19 protein-coding genes are annotated in these 20,348 nt (G+C 73.1%); 11 read left to right on the top strand and 8 right to left on the bottom strand.

Annotated features, from left to right (window positions below):
• Positions 1-41: 41 nt before the first annotated feature.
• A complete protein-coding gene (locus tag AB0M54_RS07670) occupies positions 42-671 on the bottom strand; it encodes a TIGR03085 family metal-binding protein (protein WP_364469771.1) in 630 nt (209 codons plus the stop codon).
• Between the two features lie 132 nt (positions 672-803).
• Between AB0M54_RS07670 and AB0M54_RS07665 the strand changes: the two genes are divergently transcribed.
• Both AB0M54_RS07665 and AB0M54_RS07660 read left to right on the top strand, forming a co-directional pair.
• Entirely contained in the window at positions 804-2,591 is a 1,788-nt protein-coding gene (locus tag AB0M54_RS07665) for an ABC transporter ATP-binding protein (protein ID WP_364325556.1), read from the top strand.
• Entirely contained in the window at positions 2,588-4,372 is a 1,785-nt protein-coding gene (locus AB0M54_RS07660; protein WP_364325357.1) for an ABC transporter ATP-binding protein, read from the top strand. Before AB0M54_RS07665 ends, AB0M54_RS07660 begins: the two co-directional genes overlap by 4 nt.
• A gap of 52 nt (positions 4,373-4,424) precedes the next feature.
• Here the strand turns inward: AB0M54_RS07660 and rpsD are convergent, their stop codons facing one another.
• Positions 4,425-5,033, bottom strand: coding sequence for a 30S ribosomal protein S4 (gene rpsD, locus AB0M54_RS07655; RefSeq protein WP_364325355.1), 609 nt, complete (start codon positions 5,031-5,033; stop codon positions 4,425-4,427).
• A gap of 123 nt (positions 5,034-5,156) precedes the next feature.
• Here rpsD and AB0M54_RS07650 point away from each other — a divergent pair, with 123 nt between their 5' ends.
• Positions 5,157-5,879 (top strand): DUF2470 domain-containing protein, encoded by a 723-nt coding sequence (locus tag AB0M54_RS07650; protein WP_364325352.1) that lies wholly within the window; start codon positions 5,157-5,159, stop codon positions 5,877-5,879.
• 58 nt (positions 5,880-5,937) lie between these two features.
• On the opposite strand, the gene AB0M54_RS07645 is transcribed toward AB0M54_RS07650, so the two are convergent.
• From AB0M54_RS07645 to AB0M54_RS07630, 4 genes are all read right to left on the bottom strand, one after another.
• Complete coding sequence (locus tag AB0M54_RS07645) at positions 5,938-6,528, bottom strand: TetR family transcriptional regulator (RefSeq protein WP_364325349.1); 591 nt, start codon at positions 6,526-6,528, stop codon at positions 5,938-5,940.
• Positions 6,529-7,239, bottom strand: coding sequence for an ABC transporter permease (locus tag AB0M54_RS07640; protein ID WP_364469769.1), 711 nt, complete (start codon positions 7,237-7,239; stop codon positions 6,529-6,531).
• Positions 7,236-7,946 carry an ABC transporter ATP-binding protein gene (locus AB0M54_RS07635; RefSeq protein ID WP_364469767.1) on the bottom strand — a complete coding sequence of 237 codons (711 nt, stop codon included), beginning with the start codon at positions 7,944-7,946 and terminating at the stop codon, positions 7,236-7,238. The genes AB0M54_RS07640 and AB0M54_RS07635 overlap by 4 nt, the downstream gene beginning before the upstream one ends.
• A 119-nt stretch (positions 7,947-8,065) precedes the next feature.
• Complete coding sequence (locus tag AB0M54_RS07630; protein WP_364469765.1) at positions 8,066-10,528, bottom strand: hypothetical protein; 2,463 nt, start codon at positions 10,526-10,528, stop codon at positions 8,066-8,068.
• Between the two features lie 172 nt (positions 10,529-10,700).
• Between AB0M54_RS07630 and hisI the strand changes: the two genes are divergently transcribed.
• From hisI to AB0M54_RS07615, 3 genes are read left to right on the top strand one after another with little or no spacing between them, the layout of a single operon-like run.
• Positions 10,701-11,078, top strand: a complete 378-nt coding sequence (gene hisI / locus AB0M54_RS07625) for a phosphoribosyl-AMP cyclohydrolase (protein ID WP_364325338.1) — start codon at positions 10,701-10,703, stop codon at positions 11,076-11,078.
• Positions 11,075-12,598: an anthranilate synthase component I gene (locus AB0M54_RS07620; RefSeq protein ID WP_364469763.1), complete on the top strand. Its 1,524-nt coding sequence runs from the start codon at positions 11,075-11,077 to the stop codon at positions 12,596-12,598. The genes hisI and AB0M54_RS07620 overlap by 4 nt, the downstream gene beginning before the upstream one ends.
• A complete protein-coding gene (locus tag AB0M54_RS07615) occupies positions 12,595-13,353 on the top strand; it encodes a Trp biosynthesis-associated membrane protein (protein WP_364469761.1) in 759 nt (252 codons plus the stop codon). Before AB0M54_RS07620 ends, AB0M54_RS07615 begins: the two co-directional genes overlap by 4 nt.
• Before the next feature lie 93 nt (positions 13,354-13,446).
• Here AB0M54_RS07615 and AB0M54_RS07610 read toward each other — a convergent pair whose 3' ends face one another.
• Entirely contained in the window at positions 13,447-13,779 is a 333-nt protein-coding gene (locus tag AB0M54_RS07610) for a hypothetical protein (protein ID WP_364325329.1), read from the bottom strand.
• 402 nt (positions 13,780-14,181) lie between these two features.
• Here AB0M54_RS07610 and trpC point away from each other — a divergent pair, with 402 nt between their 5' ends.
• The 5 genes from trpC to AB0M54_RS07585 are packed head-to-tail and all read left to right on the top strand — an operon-like array spanning position 14,182 to position 19,366.
• Positions 14,182-14,985, top strand: a complete 804-nt coding sequence (gene trpC, locus AB0M54_RS07605; protein ID WP_364325553.1) for an indole-3-glycerol phosphate synthase TrpC — start codon at positions 14,182-14,184, stop codon at positions 14,983-14,985.
• A complete protein-coding gene (gene trpB, locus AB0M54_RS07600) occupies positions 14,982-16,217 on the top strand; it encodes a tryptophan synthase subunit beta (RefSeq protein WP_364469759.1) in 1,236 nt (411 codons plus the stop codon). Before trpC ends, trpB begins: the two co-directional genes overlap by 4 nt.
• Positions 16,214-17,014, top strand: coding sequence for a tryptophan synthase subunit alpha (trpA, locus tag AB0M54_RS07595; RefSeq protein WP_364325323.1), 801 nt, complete (start codon positions 16,214-16,216; stop codon positions 17,012-17,014). Before trpB ends, trpA begins: the two co-directional genes overlap by 4 nt.
• Before the next feature lie 38 nt (positions 17,015-17,052).
• Complete coding sequence (gene lgt / locus AB0M54_RS07590) at positions 17,053-18,138, top strand: prolipoprotein diacylglyceryl transferase (RefSeq protein ID WP_364469757.1); 1,086 nt, start codon at positions 17,053-17,055, stop codon at positions 18,136-18,138.
• Between the two features lie 46 nt (positions 18,139-18,184).
• Positions 18,185-19,366 (top strand): NAD(P)/FAD-dependent oxidoreductase, encoded by a 1,182-nt coding sequence (locus AB0M54_RS07585; RefSeq protein WP_364469755.1) that lies wholly within the window; start codon positions 18,185-18,187, stop codon positions 19,364-19,366.
• Positions 19,367-19,443: 77 nt separating this feature from the next.
• Here AB0M54_RS07585 and AB0M54_RS07580 read toward each other — a convergent pair whose 3' ends face one another.
• Positions 19,444-20,301, bottom strand: coding sequence for a GNAT family N-acetyltransferase (locus AB0M54_RS07580; RefSeq protein WP_364469753.1), 858 nt, complete (start codon positions 20,299-20,301; stop codon positions 19,444-19,446).
• Positions 20,302-20,348 lie beyond the last annotated feature (47 nt).

Genomic DNA, 20,348 nt, shown 5'->3' with positions numbered 1-20,348 from the left:
TCATGATCGGGCCAATACGGCCCGATCTGAATGGGCCAATGTCACCGGCCGAAACGTGCCGTCCGGAGCCTCTCCTGGATCTCCGGCGAAGCCTCGATGGCGACCCGCGTCGCGCGCTGCCGGCCGAAGAAGAACAGCACGAACTCGCCCGGCTCGGCCTCCAGAACGGCCGGTGACGGTCCCGCGCCGATGGTCACCTCGCCCAGCCCGGGCGACCGCACCACCACGGGGATGTGCAGCTTGCGCAGGGCGAGCCGGGAGCCGAAGCGGGCCAGCCGCCACAGCGCCCGGCGCTCGTCGTCGTCCAGGTCACGCGGCTCCCAGGAGGCGCCGCCGCGGCGTACGTCCTCGTGGTGGACGAAGAACTCGCCGTGGTTGACCAGCTCGTGCGTCAGGGGGTTGCTGAGCGGGCTCCACCACGGCGGGCGACGGACCTCGGCGACCACCTTCTCGTACGGCTGGGCCGCCTTCTGCTTGCGCACGTGTTCACCGTGCCCGGCGAGCGGCGGCGCGATGATGCCGAGGCCGGCATCCGGCCGGCGTTCCCGGATGACCAGATGGGCGGCCAGATCGCGGGTGGTCCAGCCGGCGCACAGGGTGGGAGCGTCCGGGCCGGCCTCCAGCAGGAGATCGGCCAGGCGAGCCCGTTCGAGCCGGGCAAAGGAGGTCATACGAGTGATCGTATGACCACGCATTGACGGGTGTGTCGGCGGCCACAACTTATTAGGTGTGAACACGGGTCCCCGGTTGGGCAGGATGGATGCGGTAAGGGGCAGACGCGATCTACGGGGGTGACCGGCCGGGTGAGTGGCAGGGCGAGCCGCGACGTTTTAGGGCGTGGCCTGAAGGTGCTGGGCCGCGCTATCCGTACGGAGCCTCGGCTCTTCCTGCTCGGAGCGATCGGCAGCAGCCTGTTCGGCGGGCTGGTGATCGTCAACTCGTACGTGGTGGGTTACGTGATCGGCCAGGTCGTGGTGCCGGCCTTCGCCGAGCGCCGGGCGACCGCCGCCACGCTGGGCCTGATCGGCGCGGCGTTCATCGGCATCAGCATCCTGCGGGTCGGCACGATCTTCGCCCGCCGCCTCGGCGCGGGTTACATGCAGTTCCGGCTGCAGGCGCGCTACCGCCGCGCGGTGACCCGGCGCTACCTGGCCCTGCCGCCGGCCTGGCACCAGCGGCACGCCACCGGCACGCTGCTGTCGAACGCCAACTCCGACGTCGAGGCGGCCTTCGTACCCATCGCGCCGTTGCCCTTCGCGGTCGGCACGATCGTGATGATCATCGGGGCGGTGGCCTCGCTGTTCGCCACCGACTGGGTGCTCGCGCTGATCGGCCTGACGCTCTTCCCGGCGCTGTTCGGGCTCAACGTGGTCTACTCCCGGCGGATGTCGCCCCGGCAGATCCGGGCGCAGCGGCTCCGGGCCCAGGTCAGCGCGGTCGCGCACGAGAGCTTCGACGGCGCGCTGGTGGTCAAGACGATGGGCCGCGAGGCGACCGAGTCGCAGCGGTTCGGCGTGCACGTGTCCGACCTTCGTGACGCGCTGATCTCGGTCGGCCGGCTGCGTGGCCTGTTCGACCCGGTGATGGACGCGCTGCCCAGCCTGGGCACGCTGGCCGTGCTGCTGCTCGGCGGGTGGCGGCTGAAGACCGGCGACCTGACCGTGACCGAGCTGGTCAGCGTGGCGTTCCTGTTCACCGTGCTGGCGTTCCCGGTGCGGGCGATCGGCTGGGTGGTCGCCGAACTGCCGCGCAGCGTCGCGGGCTGGGAGCGGGTGCAGGCGGTGCTCGGCGCGGAGGGCGACCTCGCCTACGGCTCGGCCTCGGCGCCCGGCGGTGGTCCGGCCGGGCTGGTCTTCGATCAGGTCTCTTTCGCGTACGCCGACGGCCCGCGCGTGTTGCACGACGTCTGCTTCACCGTCCCGGCCGGGCGCACGGTCGCGCTGGTCGGGGCGACCGGCTCCGGCAAGTCGACGATCGCGTCGCTCGCGGTCCGGCTGGTCGACCCGGTGTCCGGCCGGATCACCGTCGAGGGCGTGCCACTGCCCGATCTCTCCGCCCAGGGCCTGGCCTCGGTGGCCGCGGTGGTGCCGCAGATCCCGTTCGTGTTCGACGACACCGTCCGCGGCAACATCACGCTCGACCGCGAGGGCCTGACCGACGACGACGCGTGGGGGGCGCTGCGGCTCGCCCAGGCCGACGGGTTCGTGAGCAAGCTGCCCGAGGGGCTCGACACCCCGGTCGGCGAGCGTGGCACCTCGCTCTCCGGCGGCCAGCGGCAGCGGCTCACGCTGGCCCGGGCGCTGGCCGGCCACCCGCGGCTGCTGGTCCTCGACGACGCCACGAGCGCGGTCGACCCGCGGGTCGAGGCGGCGATCCTGTCGGCGCTGCGCGACCGTGACGCCGGTGCCTCGATCCTGGTGGTGGCCTACCGCCGGGCCACGATCGCGCTGGCCGACGAGGTGGTCTTCCTCGATCACGGCCGGGTGGTGGCGACCGGCACCCACCACGACCTGATGGAGCGGGTCCCGGCCTACAACGCGCTGGTGACGGCCTATGAGCGGGCCGAAGCCGAGAGCGAGGTCAGCGCATGACCGCGGTGACTCTCGAAGCGGCTCCGGAAGAGGGCACGCTCGCCACGGTCAAGCGGGGGCTGAGGCTCTCGCCGGAGCTGCGGCCGGGGCTGGCCGGCACGCTCGCGCTGGCCATGGTCTCGATGGCCGGCCGGGTGGCCGTGCCGATCGCCGTGCAGCAGGGCATCGACCGGGGCATCCGTGCGCCCGGCGGCCCCGACCTCGGCGTGATCCTGGTCGTCGTGCTGATCACGGTGGCCACCCTGGTGATCTCCACGGCTTGCGGCTACCTGATGACCCGCCGCCTGTTCACGGTCTCCGAGACCGCCCTGGGCGCCCTGCGGTCACGCACCTTCCGGCACATCCACGACCTGTCGATGCTGCACCAGCAGTCCGAGCGGCGTGGCTCGCTGACCTCCCGGGTGACCACCGACATCGACCAGATCACCCAGTTCCTGCAGACCGGCGGCGTGATGCTGCTCGTCACCTCGGGCCAGCTGGTGGTCACCACGATCGTCATGGTGGCGTACTCCTGGCAACTGACCCTCGTGGTGTTCGCCGCGTTCCTGCCGGCCGCGGTGGTGATCCGGCTCTACCAGCGCCGGCTGGCCAAGGTCTACCGCTCGGTGCGTGAGCGCACCGGCGTGCTGCTGGGCGCGATCGGCGAGAGCGTCGTCGGGGCCCTGGTGATTCGCGCGTACGGGGTGGCCGGCCGCACCGAGCGCCGGCTCGACATCGCCGTCGACCGCCTGCGGGTGTCCCAGCAGCGGGCGTTGCGGACCAGCGTCACCAGCTTCTCCACCGGTGAGCTGGCGGCCGGGCTGGCCCTGGCCGCGGTGGTGGCCGTCGGCGTCTGGCTGGGTGTCGGCGGCGGGCTCACGGTCGGGCAGCTGACCGCCTTCCTGTTCCTGGTGACGCTGTTCATCCAGCCGGTGCAGATCGCCACCGAGGTGCTGAACGAGGCCCAGAACGCGGTGGCCGGCTGGCGGCGGGTGCTCGACGTGCTCGACATCGCGCCGGACGTGGCCGACCCGGCCGCCGACGGGGTGGCGCTGCCCGAGGGTCCGCTGTCGGTGCGCTTCGACGACGTGTCGTACCGCTATCCCGGCGGCCCGATCGTGCTGGCCGACGTCGACCTGGAGATCGCGCCGCGGACCCGGGTGGCCGTGGTCGGCGAGACCGGCAGCGGCAAGACCACGTTCGCGAAGCTGCTCACCCGGCTGATGGACCCGGCGTCCGGCGCGGTGCTGCTCTCCGGCGAGCCGCTGACCACGGTCCGGTTCGACTCGCTGCGGTCGCGGGTGGTCATGGTCCCGCAGGACGGGTTCCTGTTCGACGCCACGGTGGCCGAGAACGTGCGCTTCGCCAGGCCCGAGCTCAGCGACGACCAGCTCGACCTGGCGTTCACCGAGCTGGGCCTGGCCGACTGGGTCGCCGGACTGCCACACGGGGTGGACACCCCGGTCGGTGAGCGGGGCGAGGCGCTGAGCGTGGGGGAGCGTCAGCTGGTCGCGCTCGTCCGGGCGTACGTGGCCGATCCTGATCTTCTGGTTCTCGACGAGGCCACCAGTGCCGTCGACCCGGCCACGGAGGTCCGGTTGCAGCGGGCGCTCGACGCGGTGACCAGGGGCCGGACGACCGTGGCGATCGCACACCGGCTGTCCACGGCCCGGGCCGCCGACGAGGTGATCGTGGTGGATGCGGGCCGCGTGGTGCAACGCGGCCCGCACGCCCAGCTGCTCCAGGACACCGATTCGATCTACGCCAAGCTGTACGCGTCGTGGCTGGAGCAGACCCGCTGAGTTGGCCGGCGTCGCTCCGCTCCGCGAGTGATCATCTCACCGGCGGCGATCACTAGCGGGCGTAGAACTCGACGACGAGCTGCTCGTCGCAGACCACCGGGATCTCGGTGCGCAGCGGCTCGCGGATGACCGTGGTGCGCAGCTCATCGAGCACCGTGGACAGGTAGGGCGGGGTCGGGCCGTCGACGTGCGCGCCGGCCGCGGCGACCTGGAACGGCGTCTTGTCGCGGCTGGTCGCGCGCACCTCGACGACCTGGCCGGGCTTGAGCCGGTAGGACGGGCGGTCGACCTTCTTGCCGTCCACCGTGAAGTGGCCGTGCGCGACGTGCTGGCGCGCCTGGTAGATGCTGCGGGCCAGCCCGGCGCGCAGCACCGTGGCGTCCAGCCGGCGCTCCAGCAGGACCACCATGGTCTCGCCGGTCTTGCCCTCGCCGCGGTGCGCGTCGTCGTACGCCTTCCGCATCTGCGCCTCGCTGATGTTGTACTGGTGGCGCAGACGCTGCTTCTCGAGCAGCCGGACCTGGTAGTCCGACGTCTTACGCCGACCACGCCCGTGCACCCCCGGCGGGAACGGCCGCCGCTCGAAGTACTTCACGCACTTGCGGGTCAGCGGGATGCCGAGGGCCCGCGAGAGCCGGGCCTTGGGTCGGGAATTGTTCACGGGTCTCCTCGTTCGTGTCGCCTGCTCGAGGCTGTTGGGAACTGGTGTCTCCCCAAAACGCGCCTGATACGGTTAGCCTCACCTTACTAAGGTCAGCCTAACCGGTGCCCGGAGGAACGTCACATGCAGCCCACCCACGCCGAGGTCGCGCGCACACTCGCGGCCGGTCACCTGCCCGCCAGCGCGCATATCGCGAGGCGTCAGGGACCGTTCCCGGTGCGCCACGTCGCCGACCCGCAAGGCCGCCTGCTGCTGCTCTCACCGGCCGACGGGGTGCTCACCGCCGCCCTGTGCCCCGAGCCGGGCACCGACGACACCGCGCTGGTCCTCGACATCGCTGACATCCCGCCGCTGGCCGGCGCGCCGTCGATCGGCCGGGTCTGGGTGGCCGGCTGGGCCCGGCGCCTGAGTGGCGACGAGGCGCGCGCCGCGACCCTCGACTACGCCGACACCGACCCGGCGTCCGACCTGCTCGACGTGGGCGACTCCCAGGTGCTGCACCGGATGGAGGTCGCCGAGGTCCGCTACGAGCGCAACGGCAAGCTGGTCGACGTCGACCCCGACGAGTACGCCGAAGCCAGCCCCGACCCGCTGCGCACGATCGAGTTCGACCTGATCGCCGACCTGGCCGACCACCACGTCGACGAGATCGCCGAGTTCGTCCGCAAGGCCCTCGGCAAGGCGGCCAAGAACGTGACCCGGCCCGAGCTGGTGCGCCTCGACCGGTACGGCTTCGTCGTGCGGGTCGGCGAGCGGCTGGCCCGGCTGCCGTTCCCGCGGCGCGTCGAGGACCGGCACGATCTCGCGCATCTGCTGCACCCGGTCTTGTGCCACCGGTGCGGGTAAGCCAGGTTCACATTCGGCTCGCCACCGAGCGCCCCCGAGAGCGACGGTGAAACCGGGCTCAGGAGATGTCGCCGACCAGGTAGCGCTGCACATTGGGCGCTATGGCGCGTACCAGAGTCTCGGGGTCCTGTGACGCGACCGGCTCGACCTTCAGCACGTAGCGCATCATCGCCAGACCCGCGATCTGCGTCGCGACCAGCGACGCGCGCAGCGGCGCGTCCTCGCCGTCCATGCCCAGCTCGCTGATCGCCTTGCGCAGCACCTGTGTGACCACGAACTCGCGCACCAGCCGGGCCGTCCAGTCGTTGCTCATCGCCGAACGCAGCAACGCCACCGCCGCCTTGCCGGCCGGCGAGTCCCACACGTTCAGCACCAGCCGGACCAGCCGCTCGCCGGCCTCCTCACGCGGGCCGTCGAGCGCCTTGGGCACCAGCTCGGCCGGGTCCACCGGCATCTCCAAGCTGGCCAGGAAGAGCTTGTCCTTGGTGCCGAAGTAGTGGTGCACCAGCGCCGGATCGACCTCGGCCGCGGTCGCGATGGCCCGGATCGACGCCTTGTCGAAACCACGCTCCGCGAAGATCGCGCGGGCGGCCACCAGGATCGCCTCGCGGGTGTCCTGGTTGCCCGGTCGCCGCCCGCTGCGTCGCACCTATCCCGTCCTTCTCCGAAGGGTCGCCGCCGCCAGGAGCAGCGCGAGCACCACGGCGCCCGACACGATGACCAGGTCGCGCCACATCGTCGTCGTGCCCACCCCGGTCAGCGCGTCGACCGCGTAGGTCAGCGGCAGCACGTCACTGATCGCCTGGAGCCAGCCCGCCATCTGCCCGCGCGGCACGAACAGCCCGCACAGCAGCAGCTGCGGCACGACCACCACCGGAAGGAACTGTACGGCCTGGAACTCGGTGCGCGCGAAGGCGCTGCAGAACAGGCCGAGGGCGACACCCAGCACGGCGTTGATCACGGCGATCAGCACGACCAGGCCGGCCGAGCCGTCGGTCTCCAGACCCAGGACGAGGTACGCCGTCCCGACCGCGACCGCGGCCTGCACGGTGGCGGCCAGGCCGAACGCGATCCCGTACCCGAACAGCAGGTCGATCTTGCCGAGGGGCGTGGTGAGCAGACGCTCCAACGTGCCGCTGGTCCGCTCGCGCAACATCGCGATGCTGGTCACCAGGAACATGATCACGAACGGGAAGACGCCCAGCATGATCAGCGCGATCCGGTCGAACGCCCGGCTCCCGTCGTACATGAAATACAGCAGGGCCAGCAGAACGGAAGGAACAACGACGAGAAGCGCGACGGTACGCCGGTCATGCCGCAACTGGCGCAGGATCCGGGCGGCGGTGGCCAGCGTGATCATGCCGCTGTCCTGATCAGGGTGAGGAACGCCGCTTCGAGGTCGCCGGTGTTGGTGCGCCGCTTGATCGTCTCGGGTGGATCGTCGGCGACGATGCGCCCCTCGCGGATCAGGATCAGCCGGTCGCAGCGGCCCGCCTCGTCCATCACATGGCTGGACACGACCAGCGTGGTGCCGCCCGCCGCGAGCTCGTGGAACTTCTGCCAGAGGTCGGCCCGCAGCACCGGGTCCTGGCCGACGGTCGGCTCATCGAGCACCAGGAGTCGCGGGCGCCCGATCATCGCGCAGGCCAGCGAGGCCCGGCTGCGCTGACCGCCCGACAGGTTACCGACTAGTTGGTCACTTGCGGTCGCGAGGCCGACGTCGCTGATCGCCCGGTCCGCCTCGGCGGCGCCCAGGCCGTAGAGCGTGGCGAAATATCGGGCGTTCTCCCGCACCGAGAGGTCGGCGTAGACACTGGGCGCCTGGGTGACGTAACCGACCTGACGTCGCAGCTCCCGGGCGCCGGCCGGTTGGCCGAGCACGGTCACGGTGCCCGCCCGGACCACCTGCACCCCGACGATCGCCCTGATCAGCGTGGTCTTCCCGCTGCCGCTGGGGCCGAGCAGCCCGGTGACCCGGCCGGCCGGGATGGCGCAGTCGAGGCCGTGCAGGACGGTGCGGCGGCCGCGCTCGACCACCAGGCCCTCGATCGTGATGGCATGGTCCATGTGCCGCCTCCAGAATTCATCATGCGTTGAACTCAACGGTAGATGAATTCTGCGGACATAAAAAGAGCCGCCTCCTCTGGGCGGCTCTTCTTATGCGGCTCTTTCTCTCCGGCTCTTCCCTAGAGGGCGAGGATCCGGTCGAGGAACTCGCGGTAGCCGCGCATGGCCATCCGCATGCTCTCGGTGTCCGGTGTGGTCCGGCCGTCCAGCGGGTCGAGCTCGTCGCGCTCGGCCAGCAGGGCCTCGGTCAGCTCGTTGACCGCCTCGGTCAGCAGGTCGTGCGCCCGGGTCAGCGCGGTCACCGGGTCGTCCACGAAGTCGCCCTTGACCTGGTGCCACTGCTTGCGGAAATGCGCGATGGCCTCCTCGTCCCAGAACGAGATCTGCCCCATCGTCACGTCACCCGGCCGCAGCGGCCCGCCCGAGGTGGGCGCGTCAGCGGGTCGCCCCGCCCGCGGAAGGTCGTCGGCATCCTCGAGACTGGCCGACCGCCGCGGCGTCGGCGGCACCGGGACAGGCTGCCTGGCCAGCGACGGAATTCCGGACGTCGGCACGGTCGCCCACCCGGTGGGCCGGCCGTTGCTGCCGTTGGCGCTGCCGTTCTGCCGGGCGACCTCGTCCTCCCAGGCCTCATCCTCGGCCGCGGCGCGACGGCGCCCGCCACCCGGGGTTGTCGTGTCACCGAGCCCGGCGGCGCCGGCCTGCTGAGCCTCAGTGGATGCGCCACGGGGTTCGGCTGCGTTGCCCGACGTGGTGCCTGCGCCGGCCGACGGGGTGCCCAGCGGGTCGGCTTTGCCACTTGGGTCGGCCACGCTTCGCGGGTCGGTCGTGTTACGGGGGTCGGCCGTGCCGCGGGCGTCGGCCGTGCCGCCCGATGTCGCGTTGCGCGAGTCGCCCACGCCGCGGGGCTCGCCTGCGCTGCCGCCGCCGAATGTCGTGCCGCGCGAATCGCCTGCGTGGGGGTCGCCGGCAATGCTCCGGGTCGCGCCGCGTGAATCGCCCGGCCCACCCGGGTCAGCCACGCCACCCAGCGTCGCGCCGCGCGAGTCGCCTTCCCTGTCCGGCGCCACGCCAAGCGGGTCGGAAGTGTTCCGCGCGTCACGCGCTCCGGCTCCGTTGCGCGAGTCACCCCCGCTGCGGGAGTCGGTCGAGCTGCCAAGCGCCACGCCGCGCGAGTTGGTCGCCGCACGGGGGTCGGCCACGCCACCCAGCGTCGCGCCGCGCGGGTCGGCGGCACCACCCGGCGTCGCGCCGCGCGGGTCGGACGCGCTGTTCGGAGTCGCGCCGCGCGGGTCGGATGCGTTGAGCGCGCCGCCGCGAGAGTCGTTGGACCCGCCGAGCGCCGCCCCGCGCGAATCGCCGGCGCCGCGCCCGTCGGTCACGCCGCCCAGGGTGGCAGCGCGTGGGTCGGTTCCGCGAAGGTCCGCCTCGCGCGGGTCGTTGCCGCGCGTGTCAGTGATGCTGCCGAGAGCAGCGCCGCGGGGCGAGTCCGGCCCGCCGCCCAGGGAGATCACCCGAGGCCCATCCTCGTCGTCCATGTCAGACTTTTCCGAAATGCCGGACCGGCCGTTGTCGGGCGAAGAAAGTGAGGAGTTCGTCGCCGGCAATGCGATCCCAGGCCGCGCGTTCGGCGGCGAGCCGGGCGACTCCGGCGCGAGCGGAGACGCCGGCGTCAACTGATGGGCGGCGGAGGACTGCTGGCCCGCAGGCTGCTGACCCGCCGACGGCGACTGACCGGTGGACGACTGCCCAGCCCCCGAAGACCCCTGCGGGCCTTGCGGCGAAAACATCGACGGAGAGCCCGACGAAGGCTGCGGGCCTGACAGCGGCTGCGGCGCCAGCGGCGACTGGGCCCCCGGCAGCGGCTGCGGCAGCAACGGCGACTGGCCCCCCGGCAGCGGCTGTGGCACCAACGGCGACTGGCCGCCCGACGGCGGCTGCGGTGCCAGCGGCGACTGAGAACCCGACGCCGGCTGCAGGCCCGGCGATGGCTGAGCCCCCGGCGAGGGCACACCCGACGGCGGCTGGGAGGCCTGCGGCGTGGCCTGGGACGACGGCGACTGCGGCGTGAACGGGGCCGCGGGCGCGAACGGCGACGCCGGCGTGAACGGAGTGGACGGCTGGGCGAACGGCGGCGTCGGGGTGCCGAACGCCGGCCGCGGCGCCGGCTGGGGCATCGGGGCCTGGCCGCCCGTGGTCCCGTTCGGGATCGGGGCGCCGCCGTGCCGCGGGGTCTCGCCGTTCTGCTGTGCCCGATCCGCGTCCACCGGCGGAAAACCTCCCTGGTTGCCGTTCCACTGCCGACCGGCTTCGTAGTCGCCGCGCCGGGTGCCGAGCGCCACCATCTGGGGCTCGCCGTGCTGGGCCTTGGCGGCGTTGCCGGCCAGCTGGGCGGCGGCCGCGGCCTGGGTGGAGCCCGAGTGCGAGGGCATCGAGCCCGGCGGGTTCTCGATCACCGTGTCGTCCTGCGCGTCCTCATCGGACGTGCGCTGCCCGGGCGCGGCGGAGCCGTGTGAGCCTGGCCAGAAGCGTGCCAGGCCGCGAGACTGCCGGGCGTGGTCGGGGCTGGACGTCGGCTCCATCGGTCAAAGACTCCCGTCGAAAGGCAGCATGCACCCCTGCGGAGGTGCGACGCACCGGACGACCGTACCGCCCTCGCCCGCCGGACACACCCCTGGTGCGGCCTCCGTGACCGGATCGTGGGTTGCCCACAGCCCCCGCCGACCGGAGAGAAGACTGCGCAACAATGTGCGGGTGGCAGCACCCGACTCGAACACCCGGCTTGATCCTTCCATCGCGTCCCGGCTCCGGCGTAACGACGACGGGCTCGTCGCGGCGATCGTGCGTGAGCACGGCTCCGGCGACGTGCTGATGCTCGCGTGGATGGATGACGAGGCGCTCCACCGCACGCTGACCACGGGACTGGCCACGTACTGGTCGCGGAGCCGTAAGGAGTACTGGGTGAAGGGCGCCACGTCCGGCCACTTCCAGCACGTCAAGGGGGTCGCGCTCGACTGTGACGGCGACGCCCTGCTGGTCACCGTCGAGCAGGACGGCGCGGCCTGTCACACCGGGTCGCACACCTGCTTCTTCGACGACCTGCCGGTGACCGCGCCGGGGGTGGACGCATGACCAGCGGCGCGGTGGTCCCGAACGAGGACGAGTTCGTCGCGCTCCGGCGGCGTGTGGTGCCGATCACACGGCGGTTGCTGGCCGACGGCGAGACGCCCATCGGGGTCTACACGAAGCTGGCCGGCGGCCCCGGCACCTTCCTGCTGGAGTCGGCCGAGCAGGGTGCGGCGTGGTCGCGTTATTCATTCGTCGGGGTGCGCAGCGCCGCCACGCTGACGGCGAAGGACGGACAGGCGCATTGGCTGGGCGTGCCGCCGGATGGCGTACCCCGGACGGGTGATCCGGTGACGGCCCTGCGTGAGACGGTCGCGGCGCTGGCCGGCCCGGCCGAGCCGGCGGTGGCCGGGCTTCCGCCGCTGACCGGCGGCATGGTGGGTTATCTGAGCTATGACCTGGTACGCCGCTTCGAGCGGCTGCCGGCCACCGCGATCGACGACGTGCCGGTGCCCGAGCTCGGCATGATGCTCGCCACCGACCTGGTGGTGCTCGACCACTTCGACGGCTCGGCCGTGCTGGTGGCCAACGCGGTGCTCCCGGCCGACGCCGACGACCGGGCCCGCCGCGCCGCCTACCACCAGGCGGTCGGCCGGCTCGACGCGATGACCACGGCGCTGTCCCGGCCCACCCCGCCGATGATCTCCACGGTGGAGCGACGGGCGCCCGGCGAGGTCCGTAGCCGTACCGCGCCCGGCGGCTACCAGAAGGCGGTCGAGCAGGCCAAGGAGGCGATCCGGGCCGGCGAGTGCTTCCAGATCGTGGTCGGCCAGCGCTTCGAGCGGGTCACCGACGCCGACCCGCTCGACGTCTACCGCGTGCTCCGGGCGACCAACCCGAGCCCGTACATGTATCTCCTGCGCTTCGACGACTTCGACATCGTCGGCTCGTCGCCCGAGGCCCACCTCAAGGTCAGCGCCGAGTCCGGCGGGGTGCGGCGCGCGCTGCTCCACCCGATCGCCGGCACCCGCTGGCGGGGCGCGACCCCCGAGCAGGACAACGCGCTGGCCGCCGAGCTGCTGGCCGACCCGAAGGAACGCGCCGAGCACGTGATGCTGGTCGACCTGGGCCGCAACGACCTGGGCCGGGTCTGCCGGGCGGGCACGGTCGAGGTGCCCGACTTCGCGCGGATCGAGCGCTACAGCCACGTCATGCACATCGTGTCGACGGTGGTCGGCGAGCTGCGGGCCGACCGGACGGCGTTCGACGCGCTGGCCGCGACGTTCCCGGCGGGCACGCTGTCCGGCGCGCCCAAGGTCCGGGCGATGGAGATCATCGAGGAGCTCGAGCCGGTCCGCCGCGGCCTGTACGGCGGCACGGTCGGCTACTTCGGCTTCGGCGGCGACATGGACATGGCCATCGCGATCCGCACCGCCCTGATGCGCGCGGGCGTCGCCTACGTGGGCGCGGGCGCCGGCATCGTCGCCGACTCCGACCCCGAGTCCGAGGAGCAGGAGACCCGCAACAAGGCGGCCGCCGTCCTGGCCGCGATCGCCGCCGCCGAGACCCTCCGCGCCGCCCGATGACCGAGCCCGCCGCCTCCGCCGAGCCGACCGCGAGCGAGCCGCCGGCGACGCCCGACGACGAGGCGCGGGACGACGAGGCGCGGGACGACGAGGCGCGGGACGACGAGGCGCGGGACGACGAGGCGCGGGACGACGAGGCGCGGGACAAAGAGGCGCGGGACAAAGAGGCGGGGAGCGGCGGGCGGGGGCTGGCGGCCGCGGTGCTGGGCTGCGTGGCCGGCGCCGGGCTGGCGATCTTCGCGGCGACCCGGGTGTGGGCGGTGGCCGTGACCGAGCGGCCCGGCCTGCCCGAGCTGCGCGAGCAGACGACCGGCGCGGCGGCTCAGGGCTGGATCATCGCGCTCGCCGTGGTCGCGCTGGGCGGCGCCGGCGCGCTGCTGGCGACCCGCGGCGGGCTGCGGCGTGGGCTGGGCGTCCTGCTGATGCCGGTCGGGGCCGGCCTGGCGGTCGCCGCGATCGCCGCCCGCTCGGGCCTCGACGCGGGCGCGGCGCGCGCGGGCTCGATCGTCTGGCCCGCGGTCTGCGTGATCGGATCCGCGCTGATCGTGCTGGGCGGCCTGGGCGCGGCGCGGCGCGGTCATCGATGGCCGGCCATGGGTTCCAGGTACGAGCGCGGCACGGCGCCGTCCCCGCTCGCCCAGCCGGGCGGTCCGTCCGAGCCGTCTGCCGCCGCCGGTCTGAAGCCGGACGTCACCGCCACGGACACCCGGGCCGCCTGGGACGCCTTGGACCGCGGCGACGACCCGACCGCCTGACGTCGTCCACCGGCACGCGTAGCCGGCCGAATCGTGAGGGCCGCGGGTGGCGAAAGGGCCCGCCAGGGTCGCGAGGGCGGCGCGGGACCGGGTCTAGCGGCGGGCGCCGGTCGTGAGGCGGCGGGAAGCGCGGCGCCGCCGGGCCGGCTGGGCCGGGCCCTCGGACTCGGCCGCCGCCGAGGTGGCGGTGGCGGCGAGGATGGCGCGGACCATGGCGTCCATCTCGGCGCGGGCCCGGGCGCGGGCCCGGTCCTCGCACAGGGCGTCCCAGGCGTTGCTCTGGGCGGTGCGCAGTTTCGCGTCGCCGACCATCGCGCGCTCGACGCTAAGGACGAGGTCGGCGGCCGCGGCGACGACGGCTCGGGAGAGGGAGGCGATGCCCGAAGGCGGTGCGCCCAACGGCTGGGTGCCGGCTGCGGTGGCCATGGTCAACTCCGAAACTCGATCTACGCGGGCCGGGCGTGGCATCTGACCAGGGAGGATCCGGCCGGTTCGCCACGGGCAAGTGTGCCCGACAGAAATGATGGCCGAGTCGTATTTCCGATCCGTGAAGCCACCGTCAACTCGATGGGGGGTCAGCCGATCATCCGAAGGTGTCCAGCTCGGCGCGGGGTGCCAACGGGACGTTTGTGACAGACGTGACATGCGCCCGGCGGCGCATTATGCCGCAGGCCAGGATGTAAGCCACGCCATACCCCGGGGGCTTGCCGTCGTCCCCGGACGCCTAGCATCGGGCCGAGGACACCCGGAGAGGGGAGTCATTACGTGACATCCGATCAGGCCGGGGCGGGGGGCGGACCCGCCGAGCGTGAGACGGGACCGGCGAACGTGCTCGAGGAGATCCTGGCGGGGGTCCGCGAGGACGTGGCCGTCCGGCAGGAGCAGATCCCGCTGGAGCAGATCCGGGAGCTCGCCGCCAAGGCGCCCCCGGCCATCGACGCCTACGCGGCCCTGCGTAAGCCCGGCGTCGCCGTGATCGCCGAGGTGAAGCGGGCGTCGCCGTCGAAGGGCGCGCTCGCCGACATCCCCGATCCGGCCGAGCTGGCCGGTGAGTACGCGGCCGGCGGCGCGCGCTGCATCAGCGTGCTGACCGAGGGCCGCTGGTTCGGCGGGTCGCTGGACGACCTGGCCGCGGTGCGAGCCGCGGTCGATGTGCCGGTGCTCCGCAAGGACTTCGTGGTCTCCAGCTACCAGATCCACGAGGCCCGGGCGCACGGCGCCGACCTGGTGCTGCTGATCGTGGCCGCGCTCGAGCAGAACGTGCTGACCGGTCTGCTGGAGCGGATCGAGTCGCTGGGCATGACCGCGCTCGTCGAGGTGCACAACGAGGACGAGGCCGACCGTGCCCTGGAGGCCGGCGCGCAGGTGATCGGGGTCAATGCCCGCGACCTGCGCACGCTCGAGGTGGACCGGTCGGTGTTCGAGCGGATCGCCCCGGGTCTGCCGGGCAAGGTGGTCAAGATCGCCGAGTCGGGGGTACGCGGACCGCACGACCTGATCCGCTATGCCTCGGCGGGTGCTGACGCCGTACTCGTGGGTGAGGGTCTGGTCACCAAGAAGAGCCCGCGTGACGCCGTGGCCGAGCTGGTCAACGCCGGCAACCACCCGGCGACGCCGCGGCCCGTGCGATGAGCGCGCCGACCCGGGTAAAGGGACATTTCGGCAAGTTCGGCGGCCGCTTCGTACCCGAGGCCCTGGTCCGTGCTCTTGACGAGCTCGAGGCGGCTTATCGGGAGGCCCGGCAGGACCCGGCGTTCAACCAGAGGTTCGCCGATCTGCTGACCGGCTACGCGGGCACGCCGTCGCTGCTGTACCCGGCCGAGCGGCTCTCGGCCAAGCTCGGGGCGACGATCCTGCTGAAGCGCGAAGACCTGAACCACACCGGCGCGCACAAGGTCCGCAACGTGCTCGGCCAGGCACTGCTGGCCCAGCGGATGGGCAAGCCCCGGGTGATCGCCGAGACCGGGGCCGGCCAGCACGGCGTGGCCAGCGCGACCGCGGCCGCCCTGCTCGACCTCGAGTGCGTGGTCTACATGGGCGAGGTGGACACCGAGCGGCAGGCGCTGAACGTGGCGCGGATGCGGATGCTGGGCGCGACGGTCGTACCCGTCACCACCGGGTCGCGCACCCTGAAGGACGCGCTCAACGACGCCCTCCGCGACTGGGTCGCGAGCGTCGACACCACCCACTACCTGCTGGGCACCGCGGCCGGGCCGCACCCGTTCCCGGAGATCGTGCGCGACTTCGTGAGCGGCATCGGCACCGAGGCCCGGGCGCAGGTGCTGGCACAGACCGGCGCGCTGCCGGACGCGGTCGCGGCCTGTGTCGGCGGCGGCTCCAACGCGATCGGCATCTTCCACGCCTTCGTGCCCGACGAGAACGTCCGGCTGTACGGCTTCGAGGCGGGCGGCGACGGCCTGGAGACCGGCCGGCACGCCGCGTCGATCACCGGTGGCTCGTCGGGGGTGCTGCACGGCGCCCGCACCTACGTGCTCCAGGACGACGACGGCCAGACGGTCGACTCGCACTCGATCTCGGCCGGCCTCGACTACCCGGGTGTCGGCCCGGAACACGCCTGGCTGCACGACACCGGCCGGGCCACCTACGAGCCGGTCACCGACGCCGAGGCGATGGCCGCGTTCCAGCTGCTCTGCCGGACCGAGGGGATCATCCCGGCGATCGAGAGCGCACACGCGCTGGCCGGCGCCGCCCGCATCGCCCCGCGACTGCGGGCCGAGCTGGGCCGCGAGCCGGTGATCGTGGTGAACCTGTCCGGCCGTGGCGACAAGGACGTGCACACGGCCGGCGCGTACTTCGGGATCCTGAACGAGCGCGAAGAAATCGTGATGGGGGAGCAGGAGTGAGCATCGCCGACGTCTTCGGCAAGGCGAAGGCGGAGAACCGCTCGGTGCTCATCGGCTGCATGCCGGCCGGTTTTCCCACGGTCGACCACAGCATCACGTCGATGCTGGCCATGGCCGACGCGGGCTGCGACGTGATCGAGGTCGAGCTGCCGTACTCCGACCCGGTGATGGACGGCCCGGTGATCCAGAAGGCCAGCGACATCGCGCTGGCCGCCGGCGTACGCACCCGCGACACGCTGCGGATCATCGAGGCGGTCGCGTCCCGCGGGGTGCCGGTGGTGCTGATGACCTACTGGAACCCGATCGAGAAGTACGGCGTCGACGCCTTCGCCCGCGACCTGGCCGCGGCCGGCGCCACCGGCATGATCACGCCGGACCTGATCCCGGACGAGGCGGCCGAGTGGATCGCCGCCTCGGACGCCCACCGGATCGACCGGACCTTCCTGGTCTCGCCGTCGTCGACCGACGAGCGGATCGCGATGACCGTCGGGCAGTGCCGCGGTTTCGTCTACGCCACCGCGCTGATGGGTGTCACCGGCGCCCGCACCGCGGTGTCGCGGCAGGCGCCCGATCTGGTGGCCCGGGTCCGGCACGTCGACCCGGACATGGCGGTCGGTGTCGGGCTGGGTGTCGGCAACGGTGTGCAGGCCGCCGAGGTGGCCGCGTTCGCCGACGGCGTGATCGTGGGGAGCGCGCTGATCCGTTGCGTTCTCGACGCGCCCGACGCGGCCGAGGGGGAACGCAAGTTGCGTGCGCTGAGCGCGGAACTCGCGGAGGGTGTCCGGAACCGCCCCTGACGCTCGTTCCGTGACCATGCGACGGTACCGTGTCCGCCGTGGAGAACTTCGCCGCCATCCCCAGCCCTGAAACGTCCGTCTGGCACCTGCTCGGGCTGCCGATCCGGGCGTACGCGCTCTGCATCGTGCTCGGCATCGTCGCCGCCGTGCTGGTGATGGAGTCCCGGCTCCGCAAGCGTGGTGTCGCGCCGTGGGCCTCACTCGACATGGCGGTCTGGGCGGTGCCGGCCGGCATCATCGGCGCCCGCCTCTACCACGTCATCACCTCGCCCGGTGACTACTTCGGCGCCGGTGGCGACCCGGTCCGTGCCCTCTACATCTGGGAGGGCGGCCTCGGTGTCTGGGGCGCGATCGCCGGTGGCGCGGTCGGCGCCTGGCTGGCCGCCCGGCAGCTGGGCATCCCGCTGAGGGTCTTCCTCGACGCGGCGGCGCCCGGTCTGCCGATCGCGCAGGCCATCGGCCGGGTCGGCAACTGGTTCAACAACGAGCTGTACGGCGGCGTCACCACGCTGCCGTGGGGCCTGCGCGTGCACGACATGGACCGCGCCAACCCCGGCCACGCCACGGTGATCGACGGCAAGGCGGTCACCCTGCCCGAGCTCTACCACCCGACGTTTCTCTACGAGGCGCTGTGGTGCCTGGGCGTGGCGGCGCTGGTGTTCCTGCTCGACCGGAAGTTCCAGTTCGGCCGTGGGCGCGCTTTCGCGGTGTACGTGATGGGGTACACGGTGGGCCGGCTCTGGATCGAGATGATGCGTACGGACGAGGCGACGCACTTCTTCGGCGTACGCCTGAACGTCTTCACCTCGATCATCGTCTTCCTCGGCGGGCTGGCCTTCTTCCTCCTGGCCAAGGGCCCGCGCGAATACCTGGTGCCGGTCGACGCGCCGGAGACCGCGCCCGAGCCGGCCGCCGAGAGCGGGGTGTCGCAGGTGGACGTGTCCGACGCCGCCGACGCCCAGCCGCGCGCGCCTAAGGCGTACCAGGTTGTCAGCGAGGACCGATTCGACGAGTATCAACGAACCGGAATCCTGCCGCCCACGGTCACCACCGTGGCGGAACCGGCCGGCGCGGACGGCGAGACCCCCGCGGCGTCGTCCGCGGGAAAGTCCGACGAGAGCTGACCCGGCCGGCCCGGAAGGCTCGGGCGTACGAGCACAGGAGGCGACCGTGCGCACTGCCGTCGTGGTGGGTGCGGGCATGGCCGGCCTGGCCGCGTCGGCCGCCCTGGCCCGGGCCGGCTGGCGGGTCACCCTCCTGGAACGCGGCGAGCGGGTGGCCGCCTCGCCGACCGCGCTCGTGCTGTGGCCCAACGGCCTGCGCGCGCTGAGCGCGCTCGACCCCGACGGCGGCTGGTCGGCCATCGCCGCGCCGCTGCCCGACGGCGGTGTCCGGCGCCCCGACGGCCAGTGGCTGGTGTCGCCCCGGCCCCGGGCCGCCTCCGGCTACGGCCCCGCCGTGGCCCATCTCGAAGACCTGTACGACGCGCTGGTGGCCGGCCTCGGCGGCGACGTGGAGATCCGCACCGGCGTGGCAATCTCGGTGGTCCGCTGCGGCCCCGGCCGCCGGCCCGCCGTGGGCGACGGCCGCACCGAGTACGAGGCCGACCTGATCGTGGCCGCGGACGGCATCGACAGCGCGGTCCGCCGGGCGCTGGCTCCCGAGGCGGCCGCGGTCGGTTCCGGCTTCGCCGCCTGGCAGGCCGTGATCCCGGCGTTCCGGGCGCCCGACCTGACCGGCGACGGCGGTGAGACGCTCGGCGCCGGCTACCGCTTCGTGGCGATCCCGCTGGGCGAGCGCGCGGCCGGCCGGGGCGGCGTCTACTGGGTGGCGACCGCGGCCGGCGCGGCCCGCCCGGAATCGCCGGCCACCCAGCTGGCCCTGCTGCGGCGGTGGTTCGCCGGGTGGCACGCGCCGGTCGGTGAGCTGCTGGCGGCGACCCGCCCGGAGGATCTGGTGCCTCAGGAGGTGCGCGAGCTGCGTCCGCTGCCCCGAGCGTACGGGTTCCCGTCCGGCCCCGGCGGTGTGGTGCTGCTGGGCGACGCCGCCCACGCGATGCCGCACCACCTGGGTCAGGGCGCGTGCCTGGCCTTCGAGGACGCCGCCACGTTGCGCTCGCTGGTGGCCGGCGCGGCGCCGGGACCGGAGCTGACCGCGGCGGTCGAGGCGTACAGCCGGGCCCGCCGCCCCCGCACGAACAGCGTGGTGCGGCAGACCCGCCGGATGTCCGCGGTGGTGCAGGCGCGCGGCCGCCTCGCGCTGCGCGCCCGGGACGCCGCCCTCAACTCGCTGCGCCCGCGCCTGCTCGGCCACTCCCACGGCCCGGCGGCCGACTGGGTCCCGCCCGAGTAGAACCCCGTGTCGTCACTCAGGTCAGTGGTAGCTCAGGACGGTATCCGCGGCCCGAACACCGTCCTGGCCGACCACTGTCAGAGGGGCGCCGGGGCGGGCTCGGCGATGCAGGCCGTGCCGACGCGGCGGAAGCCGACCTTGGAGTAGAGGCGGGCCACGTCGTCGTCGCCGGCCGAGAGGAAGACCAGGTCGACGCCGTTCTCCAGGGCGTGCCGGGCCAGGCTGGCGGTGAGCTGGGAGGCGAAGCCACGGCGGCGGGCGGCCGGCAGGGTGGCCACGCCGGCGATCTCGGCCACGTCGCCGACCCGCTGACACATCCCGCTGGCCAGGATGCCGTCGGCCGGCGACTCGACCACCGCGCCGGTGAAACGCCCGCCGGCGTGGCGCCCGCGCTGTTCCTCGACCGCGTCCTCGCCGAGCGGCGGCAGCGCGTCGCGCTCGCGGGGCCCGGCCGGGGCGGCCGTCGTGGTCGGCGCCGTGCCGTGCGCCGTGCCGAAGCCGAGGTTGGCCACCGCCCGGCTGGCGCTCAGGTCGGCGCCGAAGCCGGGCCCGGCCGGGTCGAGGAAGCGGATCTTCGCCCCGGGCAGCGGCAGGTCGGGGACCAGGGCCGCCCGCTCCAGCACCATGAGCGGGGCGAGCAACACCGCAAGACCGGCCGAGCGGGCCACGGCGAGCAGGTCAGGCGTGGTTTCGTGGACCCATTCGAAGCTCTCCGGCGCGCCCAGCTCTCGTTGCCGGCGGCGGACGGCAGTAATATCGGCGGCGGACGGCGTTTCTGCCCCCAACCGGGGCCGGGCGTAATAGGGCCAGCCGGTGCTGCCCCGACGCACGAACAGCACGAAACCCCCGATGTCCTCCGCGACCGCGGCGTCACGGGGCACGGCGTCGTAGAAGCGTTCGAGCCGGACGAAGACGTCAGAGTCAGGTAGCGCCACCGCGCGAGACTATCCAACCACCAGGTGTCACGAGACTACCCGCAGCC

This window comes from Actinoplanes sp. NPDC051470, assembly GCF_040682035.1.
Taxonomy (GTDB): domain Bacteria; phylum Actinomycetota; class Actinomycetes; order Mycobacteriales; family Micromonosporaceae; genus Actinoplanes.
Note: the sequence above shows the minus strand (reverse complement) of the source record. Positions and strands in the feature narration are given on the sequence as shown.